At 41.8% G+C, this 23386-nt stretch carries 31 protein-coding genes; 18 read left to right on the top strand and 13 right to left on the bottom strand.

The window, feature by feature from the left end:
* Window positions 1–59: 59 nt before the first annotated feature.
* Together ACFFGT_RS07405 and ACFFGT_RS07400 are read right to left on the bottom strand one after the other, a co-directional pair.
* Window positions 60–461 (bottom strand): hypothetical protein, encoded by a 402-nt coding sequence (locus ACFFGT_RS07405; protein WP_377021875.1) that lies wholly within the window; start codon window positions 459–461, stop codon window positions 60–62.
* A gap of 21 nt (window positions 462–482) precedes the next feature.
* Window positions 483–1058, bottom strand: a complete 576-nt coding sequence (locus ACFFGT_RS07400; protein WP_377021874.1) for an RNA polymerase sigma factor — start codon at window positions 1056–1058, stop codon at window positions 483–485.
* Between the two features lie 236 nt (window positions 1059–1294).
* On the opposite strand from ACFFGT_RS07400, the gene ACFFGT_RS07395 reads away from it, so the two are divergent.
* The gene (locus ACFFGT_RS07395) at window positions 1295–1774 is read left to right on the top strand and encodes an Lrp/AsnC family transcriptional regulator (RefSeq protein WP_377021873.1); all 480 of its coding nucleotides are present in this window, start codon (window positions 1295–1297) and stop codon (window positions 1772–1774) included.
* Between the two features lie 6 nt (window positions 1775–1780).
* Complete coding sequence (locus ACFFGT_RS07390) at window positions 1781–2737, top strand: EamA family transporter (RefSeq protein ID WP_377021872.1); 957 nt, start codon at window positions 1781–1783, stop codon at window positions 2735–2737.
* Window positions 2738–2882: 145 nt separating this feature from the next.
* Here the strand turns inward: ACFFGT_RS07390 and ACFFGT_RS07385 are convergent, their stop codons facing one another.
* Window positions 2883–3890 carry an ABC transporter ATP-binding protein gene (locus ACFFGT_RS07385; RefSeq protein ID WP_377021871.1) on the bottom strand — a complete coding sequence of 336 codons (1008 nt, stop codon included), beginning with the start codon at window positions 3888–3890 and terminating at the stop codon, window positions 2883–2885.
* Window positions 3891–4071: 181 nt separating this feature from the next.
* Here ACFFGT_RS07385 and ACFFGT_RS07380 point away from each other — a divergent pair, with 181 nt between their 5' ends.
* The gene (locus tag ACFFGT_RS07380) at window positions 4072–4281 is read left to right on the top strand and encodes a hypothetical protein (protein ID WP_377021870.1); all 210 of its coding nucleotides are present in this window, start codon (window positions 4072–4074) and stop codon (window positions 4279–4281) included.
* A gap of 5 nt (window positions 4282–4286) precedes the next feature.
* On the opposite strand, the gene ACFFGT_RS07375 is transcribed toward ACFFGT_RS07380, so the two are convergent.
* Window positions 4287–5207, bottom strand: a complete 921-nt coding sequence (locus ACFFGT_RS07375) for a ChbG/HpnK family deacetylase (protein WP_377021869.1) — start codon at window positions 5205–5207, stop codon at window positions 4287–4289.
* A gap of 307 nt (window positions 5208–5514) precedes the next feature.
* Here ACFFGT_RS07375 and ACFFGT_RS07370 point away from each other — a divergent pair, with 307 nt between their 5' ends.
* Complete coding sequence (locus ACFFGT_RS07370) at window positions 5515–7077, top strand: PAS domain-containing protein (RefSeq protein WP_377021868.1); 1563 nt, start codon at window positions 5515–5517, stop codon at window positions 7075–7077.
* Window positions 7078–7130: 53 nt separating this feature from the next.
* Here the strand turns inward: ACFFGT_RS07370 and ACFFGT_RS07365 are convergent, their stop codons facing one another.
* Window positions 7131–7592: a hypothetical protein gene (locus ACFFGT_RS07365; protein WP_377021867.1), complete on the bottom strand. Its 462-nt coding sequence runs from the start codon at window positions 7590–7592 to the stop codon at window positions 7131–7133.
* 339 nt (window positions 7593–7931) lie between these two features.
* Window positions 7932–8288 carry a hypothetical protein gene (locus tag ACFFGT_RS07360; protein WP_377021866.1) on the bottom strand — a complete coding sequence of 119 codons (357 nt, stop codon included), beginning with the start codon at window positions 8286–8288 and terminating at the stop codon, window positions 7932–7934.
* Window positions 8289–8401: 113 nt separating this feature from the next.
* Here ACFFGT_RS07360 and ACFFGT_RS07355 point away from each other — a divergent pair, with 113 nt between their 5' ends.
* Window positions 8402–8611, top strand: a complete 210-nt coding sequence (locus ACFFGT_RS07355; RefSeq protein WP_377021865.1) for a hypothetical protein — start codon at window positions 8402–8404, stop codon at window positions 8609–8611.
* 8 nt (window positions 8612–8619) lie between these two features.
* Here ACFFGT_RS07355 and ACFFGT_RS07350 read toward each other — a convergent pair whose 3' ends face one another.
* The gene (locus ACFFGT_RS07350; RefSeq protein WP_377021864.1) at window positions 8620–9195 is read right to left on the bottom strand and encodes a DUF2306 domain-containing protein; all 576 of its coding nucleotides are present in this window, start codon (window positions 9193–9195) and stop codon (window positions 8620–8622) included.
* A 189-nt stretch (window positions 9196–9384) separates the two neighbouring features.
* Between ACFFGT_RS07350 and ACFFGT_RS07345 the strand changes: the two genes are divergently transcribed.
* Window positions 9385–9678 carry a helix-turn-helix domain-containing protein gene (locus ACFFGT_RS07345; protein ID WP_377021863.1) on the top strand — a complete coding sequence of 98 codons (294 nt, stop codon included), beginning with the start codon at window positions 9385–9387 and terminating at the stop codon, window positions 9676–9678.
* A gap of 34 nt (window positions 9679–9712) precedes the next feature.
* Here the strand turns inward: ACFFGT_RS07345 and ACFFGT_RS07340 are convergent, their stop codons facing one another.
* The 3 genes from ACFFGT_RS07340 to ACFFGT_RS07330 all read right to left on the bottom strand — a co-directional run bounded on the left by ACFFGT_RS07340 (window position 9713) and on the right by ACFFGT_RS07330 (window position 11917).
* Entirely contained in the window at window positions 9713–9850 is a 138-nt protein-coding gene (locus ACFFGT_RS07340) for a hypothetical protein (RefSeq protein WP_377021862.1), read from the bottom strand.
* A gap of 154 nt (window positions 9851–10004) precedes the next feature.
* Entirely contained in the window at window positions 10005–10553 is a 549-nt protein-coding gene (locus tag ACFFGT_RS07335; RefSeq protein WP_377021861.1) for an RNA 2'-phosphotransferase, read from the bottom strand.
* Window positions 10554–10855: 302 nt separating this feature from the next.
* Complete coding sequence (locus tag ACFFGT_RS07330; protein ID WP_377021860.1) at window positions 10856–11917, bottom strand: helix-turn-helix transcriptional regulator; 1062 nt, start codon at window positions 11915–11917, stop codon at window positions 10856–10858.
* 282 nt (window positions 11918–12199) lie between these two features.
* On the opposite strand from ACFFGT_RS07330, the gene ACFFGT_RS07325 reads away from it, so the two are divergent.
* The 3 genes from ACFFGT_RS07325 (at window position 12200) to ACFFGT_RS07315 (ending at window position 13946) form a co-directional block, all read left to right on the top strand.
* Window positions 12200–12733 carry a hypothetical protein gene (locus tag ACFFGT_RS07325; RefSeq protein WP_377021859.1) on the top strand — a complete coding sequence of 178 codons (534 nt, stop codon included), beginning with the start codon at window positions 12200–12202 and terminating at the stop codon, window positions 12731–12733.
* Between the two features lie 62 nt (window positions 12734–12795).
* Window positions 12796–13158 (top strand): hypothetical protein, encoded by a 363-nt coding sequence (locus tag ACFFGT_RS07320; RefSeq protein WP_377021858.1) that lies wholly within the window; start codon window positions 12796–12798, stop codon window positions 13156–13158.
* Between the two features lie 44 nt (window positions 13159–13202).
* The gene (locus ACFFGT_RS07315) at window positions 13203–13946 is read left to right on the top strand and encodes an AAA family ATPase (RefSeq protein ID WP_377021857.1); all 744 of its coding nucleotides are present in this window, start codon (window positions 13203–13205) and stop codon (window positions 13944–13946) included.
* Window positions 13947–13978: 32 nt separating this feature from the next.
* On the opposite strand, the gene ACFFGT_RS07310 is transcribed toward ACFFGT_RS07315, so the two are convergent.
* Window positions 13979–14572, bottom strand: a complete 594-nt coding sequence (locus ACFFGT_RS07310; RefSeq protein ID WP_377021856.1) for a dihydrofolate reductase family protein — start codon at window positions 14570–14572, stop codon at window positions 13979–13981.
* A gap of 471 nt (window positions 14573–15043) precedes the next feature.
* Here ACFFGT_RS07310 and ACFFGT_RS07305 point away from each other — a divergent pair, with 471 nt between their 5' ends.
* The 5 genes from ACFFGT_RS07305 (at window position 15044) to ACFFGT_RS07285 (ending at window position 20012) form a co-directional block, all read left to right on the top strand.
* The gene (locus ACFFGT_RS07305) at window positions 15044–15646 is read left to right on the top strand and encodes an NUDIX hydrolase N-terminal domain-containing protein (RefSeq protein WP_377021855.1); all 603 of its coding nucleotides are present in this window, start codon (window positions 15044–15046) and stop codon (window positions 15644–15646) included.
* A gap of 70 nt (window positions 15647–15716) precedes the next feature.
* Window positions 15717–16589, top strand: coding sequence for a hypothetical protein (locus ACFFGT_RS07300; RefSeq protein WP_377021854.1), 873 nt, complete (start codon window positions 15717–15719; stop codon window positions 16587–16589).
* Window positions 16590–16841: 252 nt separating this feature from the next.
* Window positions 16842–17024: a hypothetical protein gene (locus ACFFGT_RS07295; protein ID WP_377021853.1), complete on the top strand. Its 183-nt coding sequence runs from the start codon at window positions 16842–16844 to the stop codon at window positions 17022–17024.
* Window positions 17025–17110: 86 nt separating this feature from the next.
* Complete coding sequence (locus tag ACFFGT_RS07290; RefSeq protein ID WP_377021852.1) at window positions 17111–18544, top strand: tetratricopeptide repeat protein; 1434 nt, start codon at window positions 17111–17113, stop codon at window positions 18542–18544.
* A gap of 340 nt (window positions 18545–18884) precedes the next feature.
* Window positions 18885–20012, top strand: a complete 1128-nt coding sequence (locus tag ACFFGT_RS07285) for a glycoside hydrolase family 76 protein (RefSeq protein WP_377021851.1) — start codon at window positions 18885–18887, stop codon at window positions 20010–20012.
* Between the two features lie 105 nt (window positions 20013–20117).
* On the opposite strand, the gene ACFFGT_RS07280 is transcribed toward ACFFGT_RS07285, so the two are convergent.
* Window positions 20118–20453 (bottom strand): hypothetical protein, encoded by a 336-nt coding sequence (locus tag ACFFGT_RS07280; RefSeq protein ID WP_377021850.1) that lies wholly within the window; start codon window positions 20451–20453, stop codon window positions 20118–20120.
* Window positions 20454–20612: 159 nt separating this feature from the next.
* On the opposite strand from ACFFGT_RS07280, the gene ACFFGT_RS07275 reads away from it, so the two are divergent.
* Both ACFFGT_RS07275 and ACFFGT_RS07270 read left to right on the top strand, forming a co-directional pair.
* Window positions 20613–20768, top strand: coding sequence for a lmo0937 family membrane protein (locus tag ACFFGT_RS07275; protein WP_022832652.1), 156 nt, complete (start codon window positions 20613–20615; stop codon window positions 20766–20768).
* Between the two features lie 119 nt (window positions 20769–20887).
* Window positions 20888–21208 (top strand): hypothetical protein, encoded by a 321-nt coding sequence (locus ACFFGT_RS07270; RefSeq protein ID WP_377021849.1) that lies wholly within the window; start codon window positions 20888–20890, stop codon window positions 21206–21208.
* Here ACFFGT_RS07270 and ACFFGT_RS07265 read toward each other — a convergent pair whose 3' ends face one another.
* On the bottom strand, window positions 21209–21895 hold the full coding sequence (locus tag ACFFGT_RS07265) for a DUF2461 domain-containing protein (RefSeq protein WP_377021848.1): 687 nt from the start codon (window positions 21893–21895) through the stop codon (window positions 21209–21211).
* A 195-nt stretch (window positions 21896–22090) separates the two neighbouring features.
* Here ACFFGT_RS07265 and ACFFGT_RS07260 point away from each other — a divergent pair, with 195 nt between their 5' ends.
* Together ACFFGT_RS07260 and ACFFGT_RS07255 are read left to right on the top strand one after the other, a co-directional pair.
* Entirely contained in the window at window positions 22091–22882 is a 792-nt protein-coding gene (locus ACFFGT_RS07260; protein WP_377021847.1) for an NIPSNAP family protein, read from the top strand.
* A 115-nt stretch (window positions 22883–22997) separates the two neighbouring features.
* Entirely contained in the window at window positions 22998–23165 is a 168-nt protein-coding gene (locus tag ACFFGT_RS07255) for a hypothetical protein (RefSeq protein ID WP_377021846.1), read from the top strand.
* The last annotated feature ends 221 nt before the right edge of the window (window positions 23166–23386 follow it).

Genomic DNA, 23386 nt, shown 5'->3' with positions numbered 1-23386 from the left:
GATAATTATTAATTTATATAAAGCTTAAAGCAGAATGCACAAAGCTTAAAGCTTTCTGTTTACTCGGCTTTCTTCTCTTCATTAACGGTAGTTTTAAAGTCGTCCCAGTCACGGCCAAACCTGCCTGGGCCGCGGCCTTTCCATCCGCACATGCGGTCTTCCCATTGGGCACGGAATTTTTCCCGGTCATCGGGGCTCATATTTTTAAAACGTTCGGCCATGCGTCCACGCATCCAGGGAGCACCTCCTCCGCCTTTAGGGCCGCCTTTGCCAAAGCCAAACAGTATCTTGCATAAAATAAATATGCCCATGGCCTGCCAGTAAGTAATGGCTGTTACGTGTAAAATATCGGGTAATAAATTGTTCCATAACTGCATCACAATAAAGCTGATGACAGCCAGGCAGGCAATCACCCCAAGCGGGATGAAGAAAAATCGCCTTTTATAAAAAAATGGTTTCATGTTATTTAATATCTTAATTTTTTAATATTCAGTAATTTCAGTGTAAAGCTGGGCAAGCCGTTTGCGTAAGTGTAAAACCGCGTAACGTTTCCTTGATACCAGCGTGTTGGTATTTAGCCCGGTACGTTTGGCAATTTCCTCAAAGGGGATATCTTCAAGTTCATGCCAAACAAATACCTGTTTTTGTTCTTCGGGCAATTCATCCAGCGCAAAAAATAACTGCTCCCAAAAAAGGTTGCGCAAATACTCAGTTTCGGGAGTGGTAGCTTCGGTAAGGAGTATGGCTTTAAAGTCCGGAGCCTCATCGTCATAATCTTCACCATCGGCCAGCATATCATCAAGCAGGGTTTCCGTCTTTTTTTTATGCTTGTCAGTTATTTTATTCCGGGCCACCCGGTATAGCCAGGCGCTGGTTTGTTCAATAGGTTCAGAATTAATAACAGCGCTAAACTGGTACCAAACATCCTGGAGTATATCCTCGGCGTCGGCATCGTTTTTTACCCTCCGGCGAATAAATCCCAACAGGCTTTTACCATACGAAGCAATTGTTTGTATGATGTGGCTGTTTTTGTCCTGGGGCATTATCGCTGTTGTCAATTTCTTTATCCTTTTAAAGATAAAGACGATTGTGATTTAAAAACATTTTAATTTTTTTTCAAAAAAATACACTTGGGCCCAAAAAGCCATTGCAGATAGCAAAAACGGCATTTGTTTGATTGCTGTACAAACTTAATAAAATGATGTTTAAACACTATAAATATACTTTTGTCGAATTAAATTCATTTTAATTAAAAATATTTGAATTTTATTCAATTAATAACGAACATTACTGTATGATTAACGAACCGGAAATTATTTTAGATAAAACCGACCTGCATATCCTAAGATTGATGCAGGAAAATGCGCGAATCTCCAATGCCGACCTCGCCCGTGAGCTTGGCATGGCGCCATCGGGCATACTGGAGCGTGTAAAAAAACTGGAACAGAAAAACGTGATCCAACAATATACCACACGCATTAACCCGATAGCCCTGCAGCAAAAAATGCTGGCCTTTATTTTTATGCGTGCCGCCGACGGTCCGGGAAGTGATGCCACATCAAGTGAACTGGCCAAGATACCCGAAGTGCAGGAGGTACATCATATAGCGGGCGAGGACTGTTACTTAATAAAAGTGCGCACCTATGATTCGGCATCGCTGATGCATTTAATGCGCAGCAACTTCAGTAAAATACCCAATATTTTAAGCACCCGTACCACCATAGTGCTCGAAACCAAAAAAGAACAACAACAACTGGTTATACCCGAAAAATAATATACCATGACACCCGCAACCACAAAATCCACGTCACCCCTATTAGTTGTTATAGCTTTCGCTACTGTTTATATTGTATGGGGCTCTACCTACTTTTTTATAAAAATGGCAGTAGCCGGTTTCCCGCCACTGCTGTTAGGCGCGTTGCGCTTTTTCACGGCCGGCTTATTGTTAATGGTGTGGTGTGCAATTAAGGGTGAAAAGATTTTTGTGAAGCAAAACATATTGCATGCAGCAGTAAGCGGTTTCCTGTTGCTGGTAATAGGTAACGGCGCGGTGATCTGGGCCGAACAAACTTTACCAAGCGCAATGGTTGCTATTATGGTAACCTCGCCGCCAATCTGGTTTGTATTGCTTGATAAACCCAACTGGGGCACCAACTTTAAAAGTAAAAGCACCATTGCCGGCCTTATAATTGGCTTTATAGGTGTGATACTGCTATTCCGCGATCAAATTGCTGATGTATTCGGGCCTTCAACCGGGCCATCAAAACTACCGGGAATGATATTGCTTTTGGTAGGTACCCTGGGCTGGGCTTCAGGCTCATTGTATTCAAAGCATTATAACACCAAAGGTTCCGTATCAGTAAATACAGCATGGCAAATGTTGGCGGCCGGTGTATTTTTTATACCCTCCAGCTTTTTAACCGGCGAGGTACAAACAGTTCAATGGCATACTATACCGGCGCAAAGCTGGTATGCCTTGGCATATCTTATTGTATTTGGATCGATAGCTGCATTTAGCGCTTATGTATGGCTTTTACAGGTAAGGCCTGCCACCCAGGTTGGTACATATGCTTATGTTAACCCGGTAATAGCAGTATTGCTGGGGGTAATTTTTGCAGGCGAACACGTGACTTTAATACAGGTTTTAGGACTGGTTGTGATATTGAGCAGCGTGCTGCTGATCAATTTATCAAAATACAGGAAAGCGAAACATGAGGAATTAGCGGTAGCGAAGTGACGATAATTGCTGAAAAGATGAAAAAACCATGTCATTGCGAGCGCAGCGTGGCAATCGCACGGAAGCAAAGCGGCTTTGCATAGCTACGAGATTGCCACGCTATCGCTCGCAATGACATTTTTATTTAACACAGTCAAGTTTAACCTCAATTCTCCCACTTCCCAAACTCAAAATATTTACTGATACTGATCCCAACTTTACTTCCGGCCTGGTATTTACGTCGGTCGTAATTAAGTACCCGTAAAGTGATCCCTTCTTTTTCGACAATAAGTTCTTCAAAAAAACCCTTGAACAATACCATTTTCACCAGCCACTTACTGCCGAGGCTACTTATTTTAACATGCTCTGCATAAACCACAACCACGCCACGCTTACTTTTTATACCGCAAACTTTTGCCTGGGTTGATGTTAGCTGCGTACAACTGGCCAGGATCTGCGCGGTATACAATAATTTAGGCGAATGATATAACTGCTCAGGGCTGCCATTCTCCACTATCTCACCTTCTTTTAACACAATCAGCTCATCGGCCATAGAAAGGATCTCGGCAGGATCATGTGATACCAGCACTACGGTAACTCCCCACTCTTTTACAATATACCTGATATCATGCTGTAATCCTTCGCGATAGGTGGCATCAACCTGGTTAAAGGGTTCATCAAGCAGTAAAACTTCGGGGCGGCTTATCAACGCTTTGGCAATGGTTACGCGTTGCTTTTCGCCGCCGCTTAGTTTGCCGAAAGGCATTTCTCTAAGCGGGTAGATATTTAAAAGGTTTAATGCCTCGGTAATAAGATGGATAGCATGGCTTTGCTCCCCATCGGGCAGGCCTTCGCTTATAGTATCCCATACCGATATACGCGGATCAAGATCAGTATCGTGCTGGGTTACCATCCGCATAACCTTGTGTGCATGCTGTATGCCTCTTTCCCTGCTTAATACCTGCTCTTCCTTAAAAAACACCTCGCCATGATCGGGCTCCAGCGTGCCGTAAAGCAGGTTGAGTAAAGTAGTTTTCCCGCTGCCGCTTTCACCAACTATGGCCGTTACTTTTCCCTTAGGAATAAAAATGGTAATGTTATTAACCCCCGAAGACTTATCTCCAAAAAAGTTTTTGGTAACCGATATGGTTTCCAGTATCAAATCATCTTGCATCTACGGTAATTAATTTCCAGGCTGTTAGCGAAAAATCCGGCTGGCAGTATACTGCTCCGGATTCAGGCTTCTAATCTAAAAAAAAGTTGAAAGCAAAAAAACTTTATATACTAACCCAGGCGACAAATGCAAAACAAATGGCCGTAAAATTTATTCCTATAAGTAACCAAATCATATAACCATGAACAAAACCATAGGGATCCTGCTCATTGTCACAGGTGCCGCCATGCTCATCTGGACGGGCTTTACTTATACAAAAAAAGAAAAGATCATTGACGCCGGTCCCATACAGGTATCGGCCGACAGGGAAAAAACCGTTAACTGGCCACCCTACCTTGGCGGATTATTAATTATAGGCGGTATTGTTGTAGTTGCTACTTCAAAAAAATAAGGCATTTATTTATTATCAACAGGTTTAAGGATGCTGATATCTGTACCTGCAAGGAGCTGCTGATAATTGATCAGCTGAAACTTTTTACCGATCATAGCCGAAAACTCGGGCGAGAGCAATGCGTTAAGTTCGGTTTGGCGGTGCAGGCTGGTAAGCGGCTTGCCATCTTTTGAGTTCATCATGTTACTGTTCATATCAACCAGTACATCCATTTCGGGGCCTGGGGTAGCGGTATGCAGTACCATCATGTTTGGCTTACCGGGGTTTAGTTTACTTATATAAGCTAAAAACGCTTCCTTTTTTGTAGCGATAGGTTCGCCCCACATTTCTTTATAGGTTTCGCCAAAATAGGTAACACTGCTTAAGGTTGATATAGCCAATTTGTATTTATGTGCCAGTTTTTCGGTAAGGGCCCGCAATTCGGGTGTTGAGAGCATTATGCCCATATGCGGATCGATATAGGTTATTTTTAAGCCTGATGCCTGTGCCCTTTCAATTTGTGCCGATAGTTCGGTTTCAATTTCGCTGAGCTTATACCCGCTTTTAGCAAAAGCACGTGTTGATTGCGGGAAATACCCGTTTGAATCAACCAGGCTTGGAACAGCCGTGCGGCCGGTAACAGGGCCCCAGCGGTAATTTTTCCATTCGGATGTGAGCGTGAGATGAACGCCCACCGTAACATTGGGGTATTGCTTCAATATTTCAACCGCCTCCTGGTACCAGGGGCATGCAAACTGTACTGAAGCTGATAACGGCATACCGGTTTGCGCAGCTTTAAGCATTGCCATGTTTACGGAGTGGTTCATGCCGATATCATCCAGCCTGATGAGCAAACGGGGAAGTTTACTATCAACCTGTTGAGCCAACACATTCTTATACCATAAACAAACCATCAGCATAAACAAACAAAACGATATCCTTTTCATAATTTTTACGTACTATTAAAAAAGTTTAATAAATGTCAGACCAACAGAAATTAAAGGTAATTCAACATTATAAATATCTGACTATGAGGCTTAATAAAACTAACTAAATTAAACATTATATCATATTGTTACATAATAGCCCTCATACCCGTACAACTTACATGTTTATTAAATATATTAGTCCACTAACGGTACTACATCTTATGCCTTACTCTTTACATGATATTAACAGTGCGTTATATGCCGTACGCCCTATCCTGCAGCAAAACAGCAGTTTAATTGACATTTCAGTAAGAAGAAAAAATTGATGCGGATCTGGCAAGCCTACAAAAGCACCATTACTAAAAACTGTTCGGGCGATACAGCTGAATTGCATGGCCTACCGTACTGGAGCAACAAACTGTTTGCTACCATGATGATATATCTTTTCCCGTTGTTTTTGATAGCGCTGGTACCGGGTGTATATATGAGTATTATCAGCCATCTGTATACGCTTGCCGCCTTTGATATATTTATAGTAGTTAGCATTACCGCTTCGGTATTATTACCAGGCATGAGTGTTAAAGCGCGCAAATCGTGGTTTATAGGTTTGCTGTACCTTTTGGCCCTGGGTTTACTTTACTACCTTGGCTGGTATGGGCCCGGCTTGCTGTATTTATTGGCACTGACATTTTTTTGCCTGCTGGTTTTTCATGGCGAACATCCCTTTTGTACTGTTTACGCCAATACAGCTATATGTGTATCGGTGGGGATTTGTATTCATTACAACTTATTACAAAACGGTATTAGTTTGCAATATACCCTCGGCTCATGGATAGCAGTATCAAGCAACCTCATTATATTGTGCACTGTTATAGCCATACTGCTGCCCATGCTGTTTAATGGTTTGCAGCAAAGCAACAACCGCTATGAAACTGTTGCACAGGCCACCAGTGATACCATTTGGGATTGGGATATAGCAAATGACACCATCTTATACAACTATGGTATGAGCGGGGTATTCGGGCACCAGTTAAATGAAATTCGAGATGTAAATAAATGGTTGAAAAACAAAATTCACCCTGCCGACCTTAACTTAATAAACGAACAAATAACCCAGGCATTAGCACACGGTGATACCCTCCTGCAGTTAAGCTATCGCTTTTTATGTGCCGACAGCAAATACAAACATGTGTTTGACCGGGCCTTTATTGTTAGGGACACTGCTACCGGTGCACCTATAAGGGTTATTGGCGCTATGCAGGATATTACCCGCCAAAAAGAAGAAGAACAATGGCTCAGGCTTACCGAGTCGGCATTGCGGTATGCTACCGATGCAGTGGTAATTGTTGAAGCAGAACCCAATAGTGATCAGAAGCAAAAAATCGTATATGTAAATGAAGCTTTTACTTATATTACAGGTTACAGCCAATGGGAAGTTACAGGCTCCTTTACCGATATTTTATGGGGGGCCCGCAGTCCATCGCCTGATGCAGGTGAAATGATTAACACATTTGAGCAAAACGGCCCTTTTGAAGTTGAAGTTGTTAATTACAAAAAGAACGGCGAACGATACTGGAGCAATAAATCGGTATCACCGGTTAAGGACAATACAGGTAAAATAACCCATTGGATCTCGATTGAGCGTGATGTTACCCAATTAAAAGATCACGTAAGCGCTATTGAAAAGCAAAACATCCAGCTTAAGGAAATTGCCTGGACCCAGGCCCACATAGTACGCGCTCCCGTTGCCCGGATCATGGGCCTCACCGATTTATTAAATGACCATCTTGATAACCACCCGGATGCTGCCGAACTGATCAGGCTCCTCATGCTATCAGCCCATGAACTTGATGATGTAGTAAGAGAGATCATCAAAAAATCGGAATAGGTGAAAGGTGAACACTTACGAAGTTTGAAAAGCTTCGTAAGTGTTCATTGCTATTAAGCCGAAACCAGATCTGGATTGTGGTTTACCTGGCTAATGGTAAGGGCTTGCTGAATGTTGAGCCCGGCGCCCTGTTGATCCGACATCCATTTTTGGATGAGGGCATTTAAGGTGTTTAGCTGGCTGGCATAGGCATCGGGGTTAACACCTTTCAGTTTAGCTAAATAAGCCACCGCGTCGGCTATCTTTTGCTCATCGGTTTTGCCATCCTCTTGTACAGCCCAATTCAAATCGGTAACAACCTTGGGCAGCCATAATTTGATACCATTAATAATTACTGCGGATGGAGGAACCAGGGTTTCAAGTGTTGTTTCCAAAAATTGGCCCGCCTGGCTTGCTTCAAGATTTTTGAGCGTGTTTGCTACTTTGTCGGCCACGGTGATAATTTCATGCACAGCGCCTGATGCGTTGTGGAACAGGGATTTTACGTGATCCCACATGTTTGATAAAAAAGACATAGGTTGTAATTTAAGGTTTATATAATTTGATTGTTGGTTAGTTCACACTCATGCTCAAAGCCATATATAACAGACATTGCAAATACTATAAATACTGTTTATTCAACTTATGTGCCGGTTCAGGAAATGCAGATTGATAACCCGGTTAGTCGGTTTTAATTAGAGAAGATAAAGTTGACGATAAAAATCACCTCGTAACACAGTGTTTATACGCTTTCGGGATGCGGTTTTTACGCTATTTGATGATATCAGCGCCATTATCAATACTTTACAGTATTAGTGATACAATTTCCGGCCCCTTCATTTATAACTTTTAAACCAAAAAGCTTATATTCAAATCTAAAATTGCGCCCAAATCAATACTAATAGTAAGCACAGGGTAACACCAATGTTTACTTTGGCTGTTTTCCCGGCAACAAGCAGCCTTGTAGCCTTATCCTCGGTATCACTTAAAATTAACTGGTTAACAACATAGATCAGCAATATAATAATTGCCGCTTCCCCCAGTAATGCTAAAGTTCTGATAATTGCATAAACAGACGAACTTGCTTTAACCAACGCCGTTCCGTTACGTGTATGTATCAGTCTTTGGGGTACAAAAAAGTCATTAAGAAAAGCATTTGCAAAAAGCAAACAATAACAGGTGATGAGCTGATATATAATATTAAAAATGAGGTATACAGGGCGTTTTTTCATCGGATGGCTTAGGGATGCTTTTACGCATTTTTTACCCTGCATAGATAAGCATTTTTTAATATCTTAGCTAAAGCAATCAATAAACCACTATTAAAAACCTTTAAACCATCACAATGGATATTCTACTGCTCATCCTGCTTTTCATGCTTACTGTTTCGGGCGTTATCGCCTACTTTATTTCGGGAGGCGTACGTAAAAGGCTGATCAGTACCGGCAGTCCTTATGCCAAATCAATAAGCGTGATCACTTTTATTTTATGCCTTATCATATTTTTTATCGGCATGGTTACTTTGGCTTTATTTATGTTCCCATTCCACAGGTAGTTTATTGTTTATACCCTTTTGGTACGGATAAGCCACTCTGCAAAAAGCAGGTTAGGGACAAATCCCATCCAGGCATCAATCATGTACAGGTGTACGGGATCGATAGTTACAAACGCTGATATAATAATCCTCCACAAACGCAGCATCACAGCCGAAAGTGTAAGCGCATAGCTCCGTATCATAAACTGCTTATGCGCCTTGATATTTTTTCGTTTTATTTCAACCACTGCTTTATAAGTAAACCAAAACCACAGGCAGTCCAGTATCACAAAAGCAGTTTTACCCGGCAATAAACCATTGGCATATATGGCCATGATCATAGCAGCCGGAAAGTTTACCAGTAAAATATCGTAAACATATATTTTACCCATAATGCGGTGAAGCGCCCGGTGCTCTTTGAGTACATAGGCCGAAAACTGCGTAAAGCCAGCCAGCAAAACCAAAATGATACTAAATACGTGTGTATAGAATGCAATTTTCCAGGGCAGGATATGAATATAGGCCTGTTTAAACTGCAAAAAGCCTGTAGTATCGTGCAGCGGATAATAGATAACGATACCTGTAAGCATCAGGAAGGTAGCCATACTTAACAGCAGGTACAGTACTACATTTTTAACGATATACTTAAGGATTTCCAGTTTGTGTAAGGTTTTATTTACAAGCTAAAAATACTAAAAAAACCCACCAGCCATCATAATCATTTCTAATTACCAATAAAATCCAACGCTGTAAAAATTTCGTAATTGGATATAATTTATATTATTAATAAAATAATGAAAAGAATTGGTGTACCATATGCAGAGATCAGGATTAAGCTTAAACTGATAACCGATAATATCAGAAAGCTGAGGGAAAGCAGGAATTATTCGCAGGAGTATATGGCGGGCAGGCTTTATATTTCCCAAAACACGTATAGTAAACTTGAGCTGGGTTATACCGCCCTCACACTTGAGCGGCTTATACTAATTGCAGGGATCTTAAATGTTGATATGATAAACCTGGCACACCCTGTTGACGATACCAACGTACAAAATTTAGAAAATAATTTTCAGCAGGCCCCGCTTTAACACAGGGCCTGCTCATTTAACTAACAGTAAAACTTTAAGAACGGTTAACAGGCTTCAGCATTCGTCTGTCTTCAGCTTTTTTTATTAGCCTGTTTTTTACAAATGAGTTGATCATAATGCCCAGGATACAGCAGGCAACCAATACGTAAATAATTAGGATGTGTTTTGGCATTTCAGTTTACAATTTCCTAAATGTAACAGGTTTGCTACATATACTGCAAGCGTTTCTAAAAATAAAGTTTCGACTGATTTGGTACAAAAGTCAAGACAGTGTCAATTTTTGATTTGGGATTTCGGATGTTCGATTTCGGATTTGTTCAGTTTGATCAATATGTCCTGATAAAGTCTGCAGGTACAAAATCGGTAAGCCACACTTTATTTTCCGACAGGTAAAACTTATGTCCCTGCCTGCACATCTCTCCCGCTGCAACAGTTAACACAACGGGTTTTCCGTGCCGTTGGCCTACCTTAACAGCCGTTTCCAAATCGCTGCTCAGGTGTACTTGCTGCCTGCTCCGCTTTTCAAGCCCGGTTTGCAAAATTGCTTCAACCGATTGGCTCCCCGTGCCGTGATACAGAACATCAGGTGGCGTCTGCGGTTCATAGCCCAGCTCAACCCCAACCGAATGGCCCTGGCTGGCGCGGATCTTCTGCCTGGCATCATCAAACGCAAAACGTTTTTTAGCATTGGTTTCAACTATATAGTCCAGCGCCTCAGGGCTTATGGGTTTGCCATATGCGCCCGCTTTCTGTAGCAATTCATCAACGGCTACCCAGCCCTGTTCATCAAGCTTAATATCTATTAATTCGGGCTGATGACGTAATATCAGGCTTAAAAATTTGCTCAGGCTGGTAGTTTCTTTTTCGGTTAACATAATGATACTAAGATAATGACAATCTGAATTGAAGAGGAAATAAGAATTTTAAACCTTGATGAGAGAAAATTACGCGGCGTACAGTCGACTCACCCGGTCTGCGCTACGCTGGACCACCCTCTCTATCCTTCGGATAAAGAGGGTAAAGGAAATAAAAATCCCCTCTTTACGCTTGCGTAGAGAGGGGTGACAAGCGCCGCGATGTCGGGGTGAGTCGATACGGCGGTTAATTCTTTACTTATGCCTTTTTGGGGCTATTACACTTTCAAGAGAGGAATAGCACAAGCCATGCTTTTTAACACTCATGAATTCAACAAACTGCTCAAATTGCTTCCCTGCGGAATGGGGCTATCACCCGAATACTGCTCCAATGATTTGCGGAGCAGATCCTTCATTTGCTTAACCAATATCCGCGGACCAAGCACCTTTAGTTTAGGCCCAAAACCAAGCAACTCACGTTCCAACTCAAAATTCATGATCACCTTTATGCTGAATATCGTTCCGTCTGTTACAACTTTCAGTATTTTTTGCGTGTGGTGCAAAGGCTTGGTAACAACGTAAGGGGCATTTTTATCATCTACCCAAAAAACAACCTCGTTATCGCGCTGCCCCGGCGATTTGGTTACGCCAAGCACATCATTATAATAGGTAGCAAGATTGATCCGGGTATTTTCCATGTATTCGTCGGCATGTAACTCAACGGTTTGGATCCTGTCGAGCGCCAGGGTAAGCAGCGGCTTATTCCTTATATGCGATACGCCCAGCGCAAACCAGCGATTGCGGTATTCTTTCAGCAAATAGGCACTGAAACAAAAAGTACTTGCCTCCCTGGCTTTAAATGACTGGTAGGTGATGCACAGCGTATTCTTAGCCACAATGGCCTTGCGGATAATCTCAATCCATTCCAAACCCTTCAGATTATCATTCTTTTCAAAATCAACCACCGGCGTGCTGTGTGTTTTCTGACTGTAGATCTTGTCTTCCAATTTGGTAACCATTTCATTAAGATCGGCAAAATGGCCCAAACCTTTAAACTGGCCCAGTAGACTGGCTACTTCGCTAAGTACCTGCATATCCTGGTTATTGAGGGGAATATTGCTGATACTGTAATTTTTATCCGAATAGGTATAGTATTTTTTATCAACCACAACAATAGGCGCTTCATAGCCAAGCTTATTACTGCGCATCATCTCAATGTCGGCTTGTATGGTACGTCGGCTTACTCCGCTGTCAATACCCTGGTACTCATATAATGCTTCAGAGCAGGCTTCAATCAGGTCGTCAAGTGTCCATTGCCTGCGGCGGTTTTGCAGGCAATTGTCAATAGTTCGGTAGCGGATAAGGGCGTTGCGGTTTACTGGCATATTTTGATTTGGGATTTCGGTTTTCATCACCCGTCATTGCGAGGTACGAAGCAATCGCGAACTGTACAGAGAAGCCTGCATAGCCACTCTGCCTGTTGGGGATTGCTTCGTACCTCGCAATGACGGTATAAACAGTGACCATTTTTTGTATAATATTATTAAATTATTTTCCACTACGCAAATACATTGCGCAGTTGTAATTTTAATTTGCATCATTAATTAAATAGCCTATGCCTGTAGACCGTGTCTACAGGCATAGCACCATTAAAACCCAATCATTAAATGCCACTCACACCACAATCATACCCCCTCCTTCTTAAAGTATTCTATTTCGGGTTAGAATCGAAACTTATCACCAAGGCCGATATTGTAAAATGGGCCGATGATATCATCATGGCTGCAGAGGAAGATCTGGATTATTTTTTCATTGAGCTTTCGATGAGCAGCAGTATCAGCGAAGCAATCGTGCTTATTAAAGATCAAATACCTGTAAACAATGCGCCTATAGTTAGCCGTGTATTACTTGGTTTAATTTATCATCAACTCAATAACAATATTATCGGGTTAAAAAGAGCCTGCGACATTATGGATCATATCAACTTTAGCAATACACTTACCGGTTACGAAGAGAGTCCGCTATATCAGTTTTCTGATGAATTTCAAGAGGCATTTCGACAGGAACATTTTGACAATCTGCGTAATGACACATTAGCATTTTTGGCCACCTACAAAAATCTCACATTGGATAACCACAGTGAATGGCCTGCCATAAATGAACAAATTGAAATATCAATACCTGCTATCCGCAACCTATGACTACGGATTACCTATACTTGTAGACTGTCTCCACATACCTGAACACAATTAAAACAACAAAGATGAAATCTCTCGCAAAAGATAATGAGTTATTCGATCTGTTAAAGAGTTCCCAGCTCCGTATTCTTGATTCCAGCATCTTAAAGATTAATATCTTTATACAGGATCATCAACTACTTATTGAGATGGATTTCCTACCTATAAAAGGCGATATGTTCAGGCTCAGGTTTTCAGATATCCGGGAGTACTCCTTTTATCATAGGCATGACCATCATTTTAGATATGTAGAAAACTTCAGCTTACTGAAAAGTGGAGATCTGTTCTACTTTACTTTCGATCCGGAAGACGAACGCTTAATGGCTATTTCAGAAAACGATCAGGATTTTATTTTATTCGGCAGTTTTGAGGGATATTTACTTGACTAAACCTCAGCTCTTATCCTCACCCAAATCCCTATCTTTACCCTACCATGCAAGCCAAACCTTTCCTCAAAGAGATCCAGCTGAAACGTGAGATGGTGCCATCTTTTGATACCTATCCCTTTCAGATCCCGGCTATCAGGAACCTGTCGTCGTTAAAGTTCCACCCTGATGTTACTTTTATCATCGGCGAAAACGGTTCGGGCAAATCTACACTGATAGAGGCCATCGCTTTACAAATGGGGTTTAGTACGGAGGGCGGCTCAAAAAACTCCCAGTTTCAAACGCACGACAATTCGTCGCAGCTTTTCAATTACTTAACCGGTGTAAAAAGCTTCAAAAGGCCAAGCGATTATTTCTTTCTCCGGGCCGAGAGTTATTACAATGTGGCCACGTATATGGAAGAGGTTTACCAAAACGACCGGGATAAATTTAAAAAACATTACGGGGTAACATCGTTGCATGAATGCTCACATGGCGAATCGTTCATGGCTACGCTAAGCAACAGGCTTAGCGGCAACGGGCTTTATATATTTGACGAGCCTGAGGCAGCCCTTTCGCCCAACAGGCAAATGGCAGCGCTGTCGTTAATCAATAGACTTGTAGGTGAAAATTCGCAGTTCATTATTGCCACCCACTCGCCCATTTTATTAGCCTACCCGGGCGCAACCATTTACCAGTTAGATGATTCGGGCATCAGGCAGGTACGCTACGAGGAAACAGAACACTACATGGTTACCAAGCACTTCCTTAATAACTATACCGAAATGACCCGGATCCTTTTTGGCGAATAGTTGTTCATTACAAGGAAAAGCAGTTATGAATATTAAACCCCAATAGTACCGGTCTTCACTTCGCCTGCCCGCTTGTAATTGGCAAAGATCACCCCATCTGGTGTAACGGTGCTTTCTGTTAATTCAAAAGCTGCGGGAGTTGTTTCATCGCTAAACAGTTTCTTTCCTTTACCAAGCAGTACCGGGTAAGTTTTGAGCCAGAGCTCGTCTACCAGGTCGTGCTTCAACAGCAGTTGAACGAGTTCGCCGCTACCCCAAACTTTGATGTCGCCACCTTCTGAATTTTTGAGTTCTTCAATATCTGCCACGCTTGTAAGAAATTCTGTGTTATTCCAGTCGGACTCTTTAATGGTATTGGAGAGCACGTACTTTTTAACGTCATTAATGCCGGGCCAATAATCCGCATGTTGTGGCCAGTAAGAAGCAAAAATATCATAGGTTTTTCTGCCCAGCAGAATATCTGTAGCTTCCATCTGTTTTTGCATGATCTTACCAGAAATTTCATCTCCATAAGGTGCAGACCAGCCGCCATATTTAAAACCGCCTGATGGATCTTCCTCCGGGCCGCCTGGTGCCTGCATTACGCCGTCTAATGTTATAAATGTTAATACAATGATCTTTCTCATACAATTTTATCTCCTGTTATAGTTTATGTTTAAAATTTGTTTTTGTATGATACAAATCTCATCAATAAGGTGATTAAGCTTGCGGTGTGTATGCGACAAATGATAGGGTGAATGCGACTGGTATATTAATATCTAATCTAAAGACTGAAAACTTTATCCCCACTTAAGATTTTTAACTCCGGACTTAAGACTTATAAAGGTGCCCGAAGAGAGACTCGAACTCTCAAGAGGCAATTATCAATGTGCCAGAAATCTTTTTGGAGTGTTTACGATACTAATAGGTGCTCCCAACGAGATTCGAACTCGTACATCCCTAAATTCAGTCTGCCGGGAAGCGGATAAAAGAACATCCGCGATGTTTAAAAGTACCAAATTCCATCCATCTGCAAAACTCTAAAGCAACAATTTTATAATTTCTTTACCCCGGTTATATAAGCTGTTAATTATATTGCCGGATATTGTCCGCACCATATGAAAAAGAACTATATCGACCTGCTTGAAAATATTTATGCCCTGGCGCAAACCGGTATCAGGTATACCAAAAGCCCTTTCGACATGGAACGTTATCAAAAGCTGCTTGATATAGCCACACAGGAATACAGCGAATTTACCGGCCTGGAAACTGAAGTTTTAAAGGAGCGGTTTAATAAAGACCTCGGATATGCCACGCCAAAGGTGGGTGTTAACGGTATCTTATTTGATGAACATGGCCGTTTATTGGTTGAGCACCGCAGCGATGATTTTTTATGGGGATTACCCGGTGGCTGGGTTGATGTTGGCGAAGACCCTGAAACAGCCATAAAACGCGAATTTTGGGAGGAAGCCCGTTTGGTTGTAGAACCTGTTGAGATCATTAAATTTTTCGCCCTTCAGGCAGGGCAGTTTGAACAGCCCCATAGCTCGGTAGTGGTGCTTTACCTGTGCAAATACATTAGTGGCAACATCGAAACATCAATAGAAAGTCTTGAAATTAAATTTGTTGATCCGGCCGAAATAACCAGCTGGCATAAAAATCATGGCTTATATGCTGACGCTGGCATAGCACATTTCCATAATGGAAGCAAGCAAGCCTAATGCTGATCTCTATTCTAAATGACTAAAACGAACAACAAATCTCAAACCTAACACACTTATCTTTAGGTAGATGAAATCTACCTGCAAGTATTTTGTTATCATGTTATTCGTTGCTGCTTTTACCGCCTGCAAAAAGGACAAGCCGGTTAAAGTGCCCGATCCGCCTGTTACGCCTAAAGTGTTTAGCCTGAAGCAGGTTTACCAAACTAATCTTGAAAGCTGGTACAAAAGCGATTCGATATTTTACACCTACGATGCTCAAAACAGGCTCACGCATATCAGCCATATTGCCTACCAGTTCCCGGCAAAAACAAATATAGATTTCACCTATGACGGCAATCATATAACTTCCGAAGTATTTGACGACGGTCAAAATTACCAGTATACCGAAAACTATCATTACAATGCCCGGGGGCTGGTAACATACATTGATCACATTAACAAATACGCATTCCTGCCCAACGGCACCAAAGTACTCAACACGGAGATTGAGCATACCGATACTTTTACTTATGATGCCCAAGGCAGGATTGTACTGATGGACAGGCATTATCCTGATACCGGTTCATCGCCCCAGGATCTCCATTACAAAACAACATACGAGTATGACGCACAGGGCCTGCTGACAAAATCGGTTATTTACTCCAATCAGGATCCATTAAATTACACATACGTAACCTTCGCGAAATTTACAGACAAGCTTGAATTTAACGCCCAGGCGCTTAATTATTTCCTTGATTTTAACATGCACCCTTTGGTACTGGCGCAACTGGGCAGGTTACCCTTATCCATGCGGTTATACTACAGCAGTGATAACCTTGATCACCAGGGCTGGGAGTATGATCTTGTTATGACTGAAACCAGGATCAGCCATATCCATTTAACAAACAAACCAACCCCTGCCCGCCCTTTTAATTTTGACTATAGCCTGAGCTATCAATAAAATCGCCCGGACATAAAGGGTGAAATTTGTTTTACCCAATTGATGGTTTCAGCAATGCAGGGTTTCAAACTTTATACCCGTTTGCCGCAACATTAATAATTCAACCATCCTTCCGGCATATTTGGCCCTAAAGCATCACACCTTTTTCACATAATGCGTAAAAATTTGACTATCAGCAAAATATAAACGTATATTTATATACATGCACGTGTAATAATTAAAGTACTCAAATCGATTTTAAACATTAAAACAATGAGCGCATCAACTAAAACAGCATTCGACAAAAACACCTCTATGGGTTTTAGGGACAAGAATACCTCAATGGGATTTGCTGATAATGAAACAAGCCTTGAGCCGGAAATCGAAGCCGCCGACGGATTTGCAGGTTCCCCGGAGCCGGACGATGCAACCGAAGAACCTTCAATGGATAGTTAGGCAGCAAATTTAATAAACCCGTGCCATTACCCTGTACATCATACCCCTTCATTAAAATTGGGGCCTTTGTTTTATTTTAAAGATTTATGCTAAATCACATACTAAAGGGGATGGTTTGCGTATGCCTTTTAATGGGCATAGCAAAAAATACCTATGCTCAAAAAAACACACTAAACCAGTTAAGATCACAGGCCAGCCAGCATAAAAATGATACCGCAGGTGTTGAGCCATTAAGGCAATTAAGCTTACAATTACAGGCCACACGGCCTGATAGCGCATTGATCTATGCGCAACAAGGACTTGAGCTGGCCCGCAAATTCTCGTTTAAAAAGGGCGAAGCCAATTGTATGAACCGGCTTGGCGTGGTTTTATGGAAAAATGGCAAGTATGACCAGGCCCTTTCCTTTTTGCTCAACTCACTAAAAATACGCGAAGAAATTAACGACCGTCTTGGCATTTTAAAAAGCCTGAGCGATATAGGTATTGTTTACTCCGATCAGATGGACAATGTAAAAGCCTTATCTTACCATTTTAAAGCCAAAGCTGTTGCCGAAGAATTGCATGAAACAGCGCGCCTGGGAATTGTGCTGGCCAATATCGGCAACTGTTACATCAAACTTAACAAGGTTGATTCGGCTTTAAACTATGAGATGCAGGCTTATACCATAAAGCAAAATCTGAAAGATACGGCTACCATGTCAAACACCTTATCTATTTTAGGCGATATCAACTATAAAATGGGACATACTGCCCTGGCACTTGATTATTACCGGGTAAGTGTAAACTATGCCGCCAAAATTAACGATCAAAACAGCCTTGCCGATAGCTATAACAGCATAGCACAACTGTATAAACAAACAGGTGCTGCTGATTCAAGTATCTATTATGCCACGCTGGCCCTTAACGCTGCAAAAAAAGCTATCTATCCCGAAGGCATTTTCCATGCCAGCAACCTGCTTACCAATGTGTACCTGGGCAAAAACGAGCATCTTGAGCTACTTTATTTAAAAACCGCCCTTGCCGCAAAAGACAGCATGTTCAATGCCGAAAAAATTAAGCAGATCCAAACACTGAGCTTCAACGAAGCAGCCCGTCAGGAAGAAATTGCCGAAGAAAAGCACCGCGAAGAAGAAGCCCGGATAGTTAACCTGCAACTGGTAGCCATTGCTGTATTTATACCTACATTTTTCCTGGTAGTATTGCTGCTCAGCAAAAGCCGCACCCACCGTAAGGTGATTGAATTTATGAGCGTGTTATCCCTGCTGCTGGCCTTTGAATTTTTAACCCTGTTCATCCATCCTTTTGTACAGCGCATCAGCAATCATTTACCTGTGCTTGAACTGGTAATTTTAGTATGCGTAGCTTCAGTACTGGTACCTTTCCATCACAAGCTTACACATTTTATGCGTGAGCGGCTGGTTCACGGTCATCAGCAACATCATCCTCCTGTTCCGGCACCATCACCTGATAAAAAGGTAACTAAATCACCTGCCCAAAAACGTAAACCTCCGCAAGGTTAAAGTGGCTTTACGGAAAGAGGCTGGTCGACATCAATTGTCAATAAGTACATATTATGGCTGTCGCCAGTAACAAAGACGCAGCGAGGTGAAGAAAAAACTTTGCGACTTAGCGTCTTTGCGAGAAAACATTCACTAAACATAAATAACACGGCCCTCCCCCGGTTAAAATCGCGGTTAAAAATTGGGTTAATGATTTTTTGTGGGTTAAAACACTGGTAAGCGGTCGTTTTTTAACCTATAATTGCCTCATCGGTAAACAATTAACCAATAATTAAAAAACATAAACCTTATTACGCTACCGACCAAAGCCAATCCTATTTACTAACCAACATCTATAATTATGAAAAAAACGATCTACTTTATGATCCTGAGCTTGTTCATTACAATTGTAAGCTGCAGCAAGGGCAAGGATGTTACGCCTGTTACCAAACCTGTTACTGATACCTCCAAAACTAATACCAGTACCGGTTTTAGCAGTGCCGATGCCGACCTTGCTTATACAGCTTTTAACAATGCCTTTTACGATTCGAACAATAAACTATACTTCAGCACTACTAAAAAAGATGGGGTTGCCGCCATCTGGACGCAGGCCATTTACTGGGATATGGCCATGAATGTATACGAACGTACCAAAGCGCCTGCCCAGCTTACCAAAATAGCCGATATATATCAGGGTAATTACAACCACTACGATGGTTACAACTGGAACAACACTACGGTTTGGTTCATTTATGACGATATGATGTGGTGGGTTATGGCTCTGGCGCGCGCCAACCAGCTTACCGGCAATGCCACTTATCTTGATAAAGCCAAAGCCGGGTTCGACAGGGTTTGGAACGGATCATATGATCCGATAGATGGCGGCATGTTCTGGGATTTTCAGCACAGTGGCAAAAACTCATGTATCAACTTCCCTACTGTTATAGCTGCTATGAAGTTGTATAGCATCACCAAAGATGCCGCGTATCTTGATAAAGCTAAATCTATCTATTCATGGTCGAAAACTAATTTGGTTGACGCATCAGGTAAAGTGAACGACAATAAAATAGGCAACAACCCTCCGGGCGGCCAGGATTATACTTATAACTCCGGCACAGCCATTGGCGCGGCAATGGCGCTGTACAAACAAACCAACGATGTGGCTTACCTTAACGATGCCAAACTATATGCTGATTATGTAAAAAACAACCTGTGCACCAACGGCATATTGCCTGCCGAAGGCGATTTTAACGAACAGGGTGTATTGAAAGCTATTTTTGCCCAGTATATAGTACAACTGATTAACGATGGGGGACAAAACCAGTATCTGAGCTGGATCCAAACCAACGTTAACACCGGCTGGAAAAACCGTGATAGCCGTAATCTCACTTACCGCAACTATGCTGTAGGCACCCCAACCGGCGATATTCAATCGTACGAGGCCAGCAGCATTGTAACCTTTATGCAGTTAATACAGCCAACAAAATAATTAGCATTAAAGTTATTTCACGCAAAGGCACGAAGCCGCAAAGTTTTTCTTAGCGGCTTCGCGCTTTTGCGGTTATAATGTCTGCATTGAATTGGTATTACGAGATTAAATCAACCACATTTGCGGCGTATTCCTGAAACGGCTAATTTCCTCAATCACTTCCAGCACTTCATCAGGCGATAGTTCATCCTCGCCATCGGCAACGTAGCTGAATACTTTACCGGGCTGCTCAAAAGTAATACAACCAAGATAATCGGGATTATCCTTCCTGTTTACCTGCAAAAGTTTATCTGACTGGTTAAGTTCGCCTAAAGTTGATGTGTCCCGGCGATAAATTCCATAGGTATAAGTTAGTACCGGATGACCGTCTGCATGGGCATCACTATCCGGCGTTATTATAAGAGTTAAGTTATTAGCTATAGTGATAAAGAACGGTTTCATATATGATAGTTGTAAGCGTTAATTATAGCAAGAGGAATGCCACAACCTACATTTTCGATAAAATTAATTTACTATCAGTATAAATAATATTTTTCAATAGAGATTGATTTATGGCATGGTTTTTAAAGTAAAGTACATAACAAACTAAAACATCAAACTATGAGATCATTATTGTATATCATCGCAGTTATCCTGATTATAGGATGGGCGATCAGTGTGTTTGCCTATTCGGCAACAGGTTTAATCCATACTTTATTGGTAATTGCAGTAATTTCATTTTTACTGGGCATTATCAGGAGCCCTTCAACAGTTTAAATTAATACCGATCTTATAAATAAGCAGAACGCGGGCCAAAAGTCCGCGTTTATTGTTTTCTGGATTAATGTAACACAAACCTCAATAACATTTGTTAGCAACATATAAGTTGTACAACTATGAAATTAAGCGACGAAGAATTCAGGGAAGAATATAAACCGCTGCACATTCCCTCCCATTTTGATGTACAGGACACCCAGCAAAATAAAGCCATTTACGCGCTGGCACAAATTGGCGAAGGCACGGCAGATAGCGTACTGAAGGAATTGGAAACCCTGCAGCCCGGCATTGTGAACGAACAGGTGACCGCGCTGGTTAAAACCATCCTGGCCGATCTGTTTGATAAAGGCCTGCTCAAAGGCAAAGAACATAACGGACAAATGCACTATAACCTCAGTAAGATCACCGAAGCTAATGATGGCTCGACAGGGCATGAATAACTAATCCTCCTCCCCGTTCACATTTGCAGTGAGCACATCACTCATATAATCAAAAAACGGGCGCATGCTTTTAAAAGTATCAGAAGCTTTTTTCAGGAAATCCGGCCCCAGGGCTTCTGCATCTGTAAATCTTTTCCTAATCAAAAACTGCTTGTATCGGAGCAATTCAATGCCTTCATGGTCTGCAGCGTAACCTTTAGGCGTGGTTTTCAGCTGTTCGCCTTCCAAAACTCCAAAGGTTGTTTTAAACTCCTTACTGTTTATAATTTGCTTTAAGGGAGATGCATCAAAAGCGATATCATCACGGATCCTTTTAAGATCGGGCGTATTGGGTGCCCAAAAGCCACCTCCTACAAATGTATTGCCGGGTTCCAAATGAAAATAATAACCGCCGCGGCGATGCTTGCCTGCCCGTTTAAAATTACCACTCCAGTTGGTTTTAAAAGGTGTTTTATCTTTAGAAAAACGGATATCGCGGTAAATGCGGTGCAGCGCCTTTTTTGCTGTGGGTGTTTCAATAACATCATGAGTATTCATCATATTCAATAACCCGGTGGTGAAAGTCTCTACCAGTTCAAGCTGTTGTTGATATGCCTCCTTATTTTGCGCAAACCAATCGCGGTTATTGTTCTGTTTCAGTTGCCTCATAAAATCAAAGCATGAGGCGGGTAATGATAGCTGGCCCATAATTAAAAATGATCTGCAAAATGCACGATGGCCAAATTAGAGAAATTTGCTGCCCGCCCAAAATTGAAACCGGATGCATTGTTTAATAATACATTCAGATGATGGTTAAGCAACCCGATCGCTCCCGAAAACAAAAAAGAGGGGTCTCTTATTTTACCGAAAAACCTATCTTAGCCAAACAATCAAACCTCTGCTATGAAAAGGCGCTCCTTTGTTAAATCAACCCTGTTAACCGGTGTTACCGCAACTGTTTTACCTGTTATGAGCAAAGCTACCGAACTTGGCCCCAAAGCTGCCGAATACTATGAGCTAAGGGTATACAATCTTAAAAGCCCTGAACAGCAAAAGCTGGTAGAGGATTTTCTGAAAGATACCGCTATACCTGCCTTCAATAGTTTGGGTGTAAAACATGTAGGCGTATTTACCGAAATGAAGCCCGAAGGCCAAACCAGGCTTTTTGTGCTGCTACAATTTAACAGTCTGGCCCATTTCAGCACGGTGACAGATAGTTTTGCCGGCAATGCAGATCTGCAGATTAAAGGGGCTGCTTATCTTAACGCCCCGGCAGCTGCCCCTGCTTATGAACGTATAGAAAGCTCATTGTTAAAAGCATTTGTACATATGCCTCACCTCAAAGCGCCCGAAAATAAAGCCAGGATTTTTGAATTGAGGCAATACCAAAGCGCCACTGAAGCAGCAGGCAAAAAGAAGATTGAAATGTTTAACGATGAAGGCGAAATAGATGTATTTAAACGCCTCGGCTTTAAGCCCGTTTTCTGGGGCGAAACGGTGATCGGCGCGCAAAGGCCTAATCTTACTTATATGATCACCTTTGATGATCTTGACGCCAAGAATACCCATTGGAAAGCCTTCGGCAGCGACCCGCAATGGAAAAAGATCAGCGCTATGCCCGAATATGCCGATGCCCTGCTGGTGAGTAAAATAACATCAACCATGCTGGTACCCACATCATATTCGCAGATTTAAATTTATGAATATTCAGACTTACGAAGTTTTGAAAACTTCGTAAGTCTTGCGCAGTCAACAGTCTTTTCAAATTTCGTCGTATAGCTTATTTTTCATAAATTTGATTAGCTACGATATGGAGAAGACCAACAAGCAAATGCTCAGCGAGGCTGAAATTGAACTATTGAAAGAAGGATTAAAACGAAGCTATAAAGAACGTTTTGAAATGGCCACCCGTTTGTACAAGATCCAGCAAACCATGAGCAAGGCTTCGATAGTACACAAACCTTTTATTAACAAATAATTTGTGGATATTCAGACTTACGAAGTTTTGAAAACTTCGTAAGTCTCACTCTGAACCATCCAACAAATCCGAAATCGAAATTCCCAATTCCGAAATCCCTTCCCCTACATTACCTCTACTGCCTGTTTTAGCATTTGTTTTATATAAATATTGCCTTAAATTGTAATTGGATTTTTCGGGGATAGCCCAAAATCAAAACCAGTTTATAACCAGCCATATAA

This window comes from Mucilaginibacter angelicae (assembly GCF_042434235.1).
GTDB classification, from domain to species: Bacteria; Bacteroidota; Bacteroidia; order Sphingobacteriales; family Sphingobacteriaceae; genus Mucilaginibacter; species Mucilaginibacter angelicae.
This window is presented reverse-complemented; position numbering and strand designations above follow the sequence as displayed.

Coding starts and splice junctions, on each gene's coding strand:
- ACFFGT_RS07405 (WP_377021875.1), bottom strand. CDS start 461: ATGAAACCATTTTTTTATAAAAGGCGATTTTTCTTCATCCCGCTTGGG.
- ACFFGT_RS07395 (WP_377021873.1), top strand. CDS start 1,295: ATGATTAACGAACCGGAAATTATTTTAGATAAAACCGACCTGCATATC.
- ACFFGT_RS07390 (WP_377021872.1), top strand. CDS start 1,781: ATGACACCCGCAACCACAAAATCCACGTCACCCCTATTAGTTGTTATA.
- ACFFGT_RS07385 (WP_377021871.1), bottom strand. CDS start 3,890: ATGCAAGATGATTTGATACTGGAAACCATATCGGTTACCAAAAACTTT.
- ACFFGT_RS07380 (WP_377021870.1), top strand. CDS start 4,072: ATGAACAAAACCATAGGGATCCTGCTCATTGTCACAGGTGCCGCCATG.
- ACFFGT_RS07375 (WP_377021869.1), bottom strand. CDS start 5,207: ATGAAAAGGATATCGTTTTGTTTGTTTATGCTGATGGTTTGTTTATGG.
- ACFFGT_RS07370 (WP_377021868.1), top strand. CDS start 5,515: ATGCGGATCTGGCAAGCCTACAAAAGCACCATTACTAAAAACTGTTCG.
- ACFFGT_RS07365 (WP_377021867.1), bottom strand. CDS start 7,592: ATGTCTTTTTTATCAAACATGTGGGATCACGTAAAATCCCTGTTCCAC.
- ACFFGT_RS07360 (WP_377021866.1), bottom strand. CDS start 8,288: ATGAAAAAACGCCCTGTATACCTCATTTTTAATATTATATATCAGCTC.
- ACFFGT_RS07355 (WP_377021865.1), top strand. CDS start 8,402: ATGGATATTCTACTGCTCATCCTGCTTTTCATGCTTACTGTTTCGGGC.
- ACFFGT_RS07350 (WP_377021864.1), bottom strand. CDS start 9,195: ATGGCTACCTTCCTGATGCTTACAGGTATCGTTATCTATTATCCGCTG.
- ACFFGT_RS07345 (WP_377021863.1), top strand. CDS start 9,385: ATGAAAAGAATTGGTGTACCATATGCAGAGATCAGGATTAAGCTTAAA.
- ACFFGT_RS07340 (WP_377021862.1), bottom strand. CDS start 9,850: ATGCCAAAACACATCCTAATTATTTACGTATTGGTTGCCTGCTGTATC.
- ACFFGT_RS07335 (WP_377021861.1), bottom strand. CDS start 10,553: ATGTTAACCGAAAAAGAAACTACCAGCCTGAGCAAATTTTTAAGCCTG.
- ACFFGT_RS07330 (WP_377021860.1), bottom strand. CDS start 11,917: ATGCCAGTAAACCGCAACGCCCTTATCCGCTACCGAACTATTGACAAT.
- ACFFGT_RS07325 (WP_377021859.1), top strand. CDS start 12,200: ATGCCACTCACACCACAATCATACCCCCTCCTTCTTAAAGTATTCTAT.
- ACFFGT_RS07320 (WP_377021858.1), top strand. CDS start 12,796: ATGAAATCTCTCGCAAAAGATAATGAGTTATTCGATCTGTTAAAGAGT.
- ACFFGT_RS07315 (WP_377021857.1), top strand. CDS start 13,203: ATGCAAGCCAAACCTTTCCTCAAAGAGATCCAGCTGAAACGTGAGATG.
- ACFFGT_RS07310 (WP_377021856.1), bottom strand. CDS start 14,572: ATGAGAAAGATCATTGTATTAACATTTATAACATTAGACGGCGTAATG.
- ACFFGT_RS07305 (WP_377021855.1), top strand. CDS start 15,044: ATGAAAAAGAACTATATCGACCTGCTTGAAAATATTTATGCCCTGGCG.
- ACFFGT_RS07300 (WP_377021854.1), top strand. CDS start 15,717: ATGAAATCTACCTGCAAGTATTTTGTTATCATGTTATTCGTTGCTGCT.
- ACFFGT_RS07295 (WP_377021853.1), top strand. CDS start 16,842: ATGAGCGCATCAACTAAAACAGCATTCGACAAAAACACCTCTATGGGT.
- ACFFGT_RS07290 (WP_377021852.1), top strand. CDS start 17,111: ATGCTAAATCACATACTAAAGGGGATGGTTTGCGTATGCCTTTTAATG.
- ACFFGT_RS07285 (WP_377021851.1), top strand. CDS start 18,885: ATGAAAAAAACGATCTACTTTATGATCCTGAGCTTGTTCATTACAATT.
- ACFFGT_RS07280 (WP_377021850.1), bottom strand. CDS start 20,453: ATGAAACCGTTCTTTATCACTATAGCTAATAACTTAACTCTTATAATA.
- ACFFGT_RS07275 (WP_022832652.1), top strand. CDS start 20,613: ATGAGATCATTATTGTATATCATCGCAGTTATCCTGATTATAGGATGG.
- ACFFGT_RS07270 (WP_377021849.1), top strand. CDS start 20,888: ATGAAATTAAGCGACGAAGAATTCAGGGAAGAATATAAACCGCTGCAC.
- ACFFGT_RS07265 (WP_377021848.1), bottom strand. CDS start 21,895: ATGGGCCAGCTATCATTACCCGCCTCATGCTTTGATTTTATGAGGCAA.
- ACFFGT_RS07260 (WP_377021847.1), top strand. CDS start 22,091: ATGAAAAGGCGCTCCTTTGTTAAATCAACCCTGTTAACCGGTGTTACC.
- ACFFGT_RS07255 (WP_377021846.1), top strand. CDS start 22,998: ATGGAGAAGACCAACAAGCAAATGCTCAGCGAGGCTGAAATTGAACTA.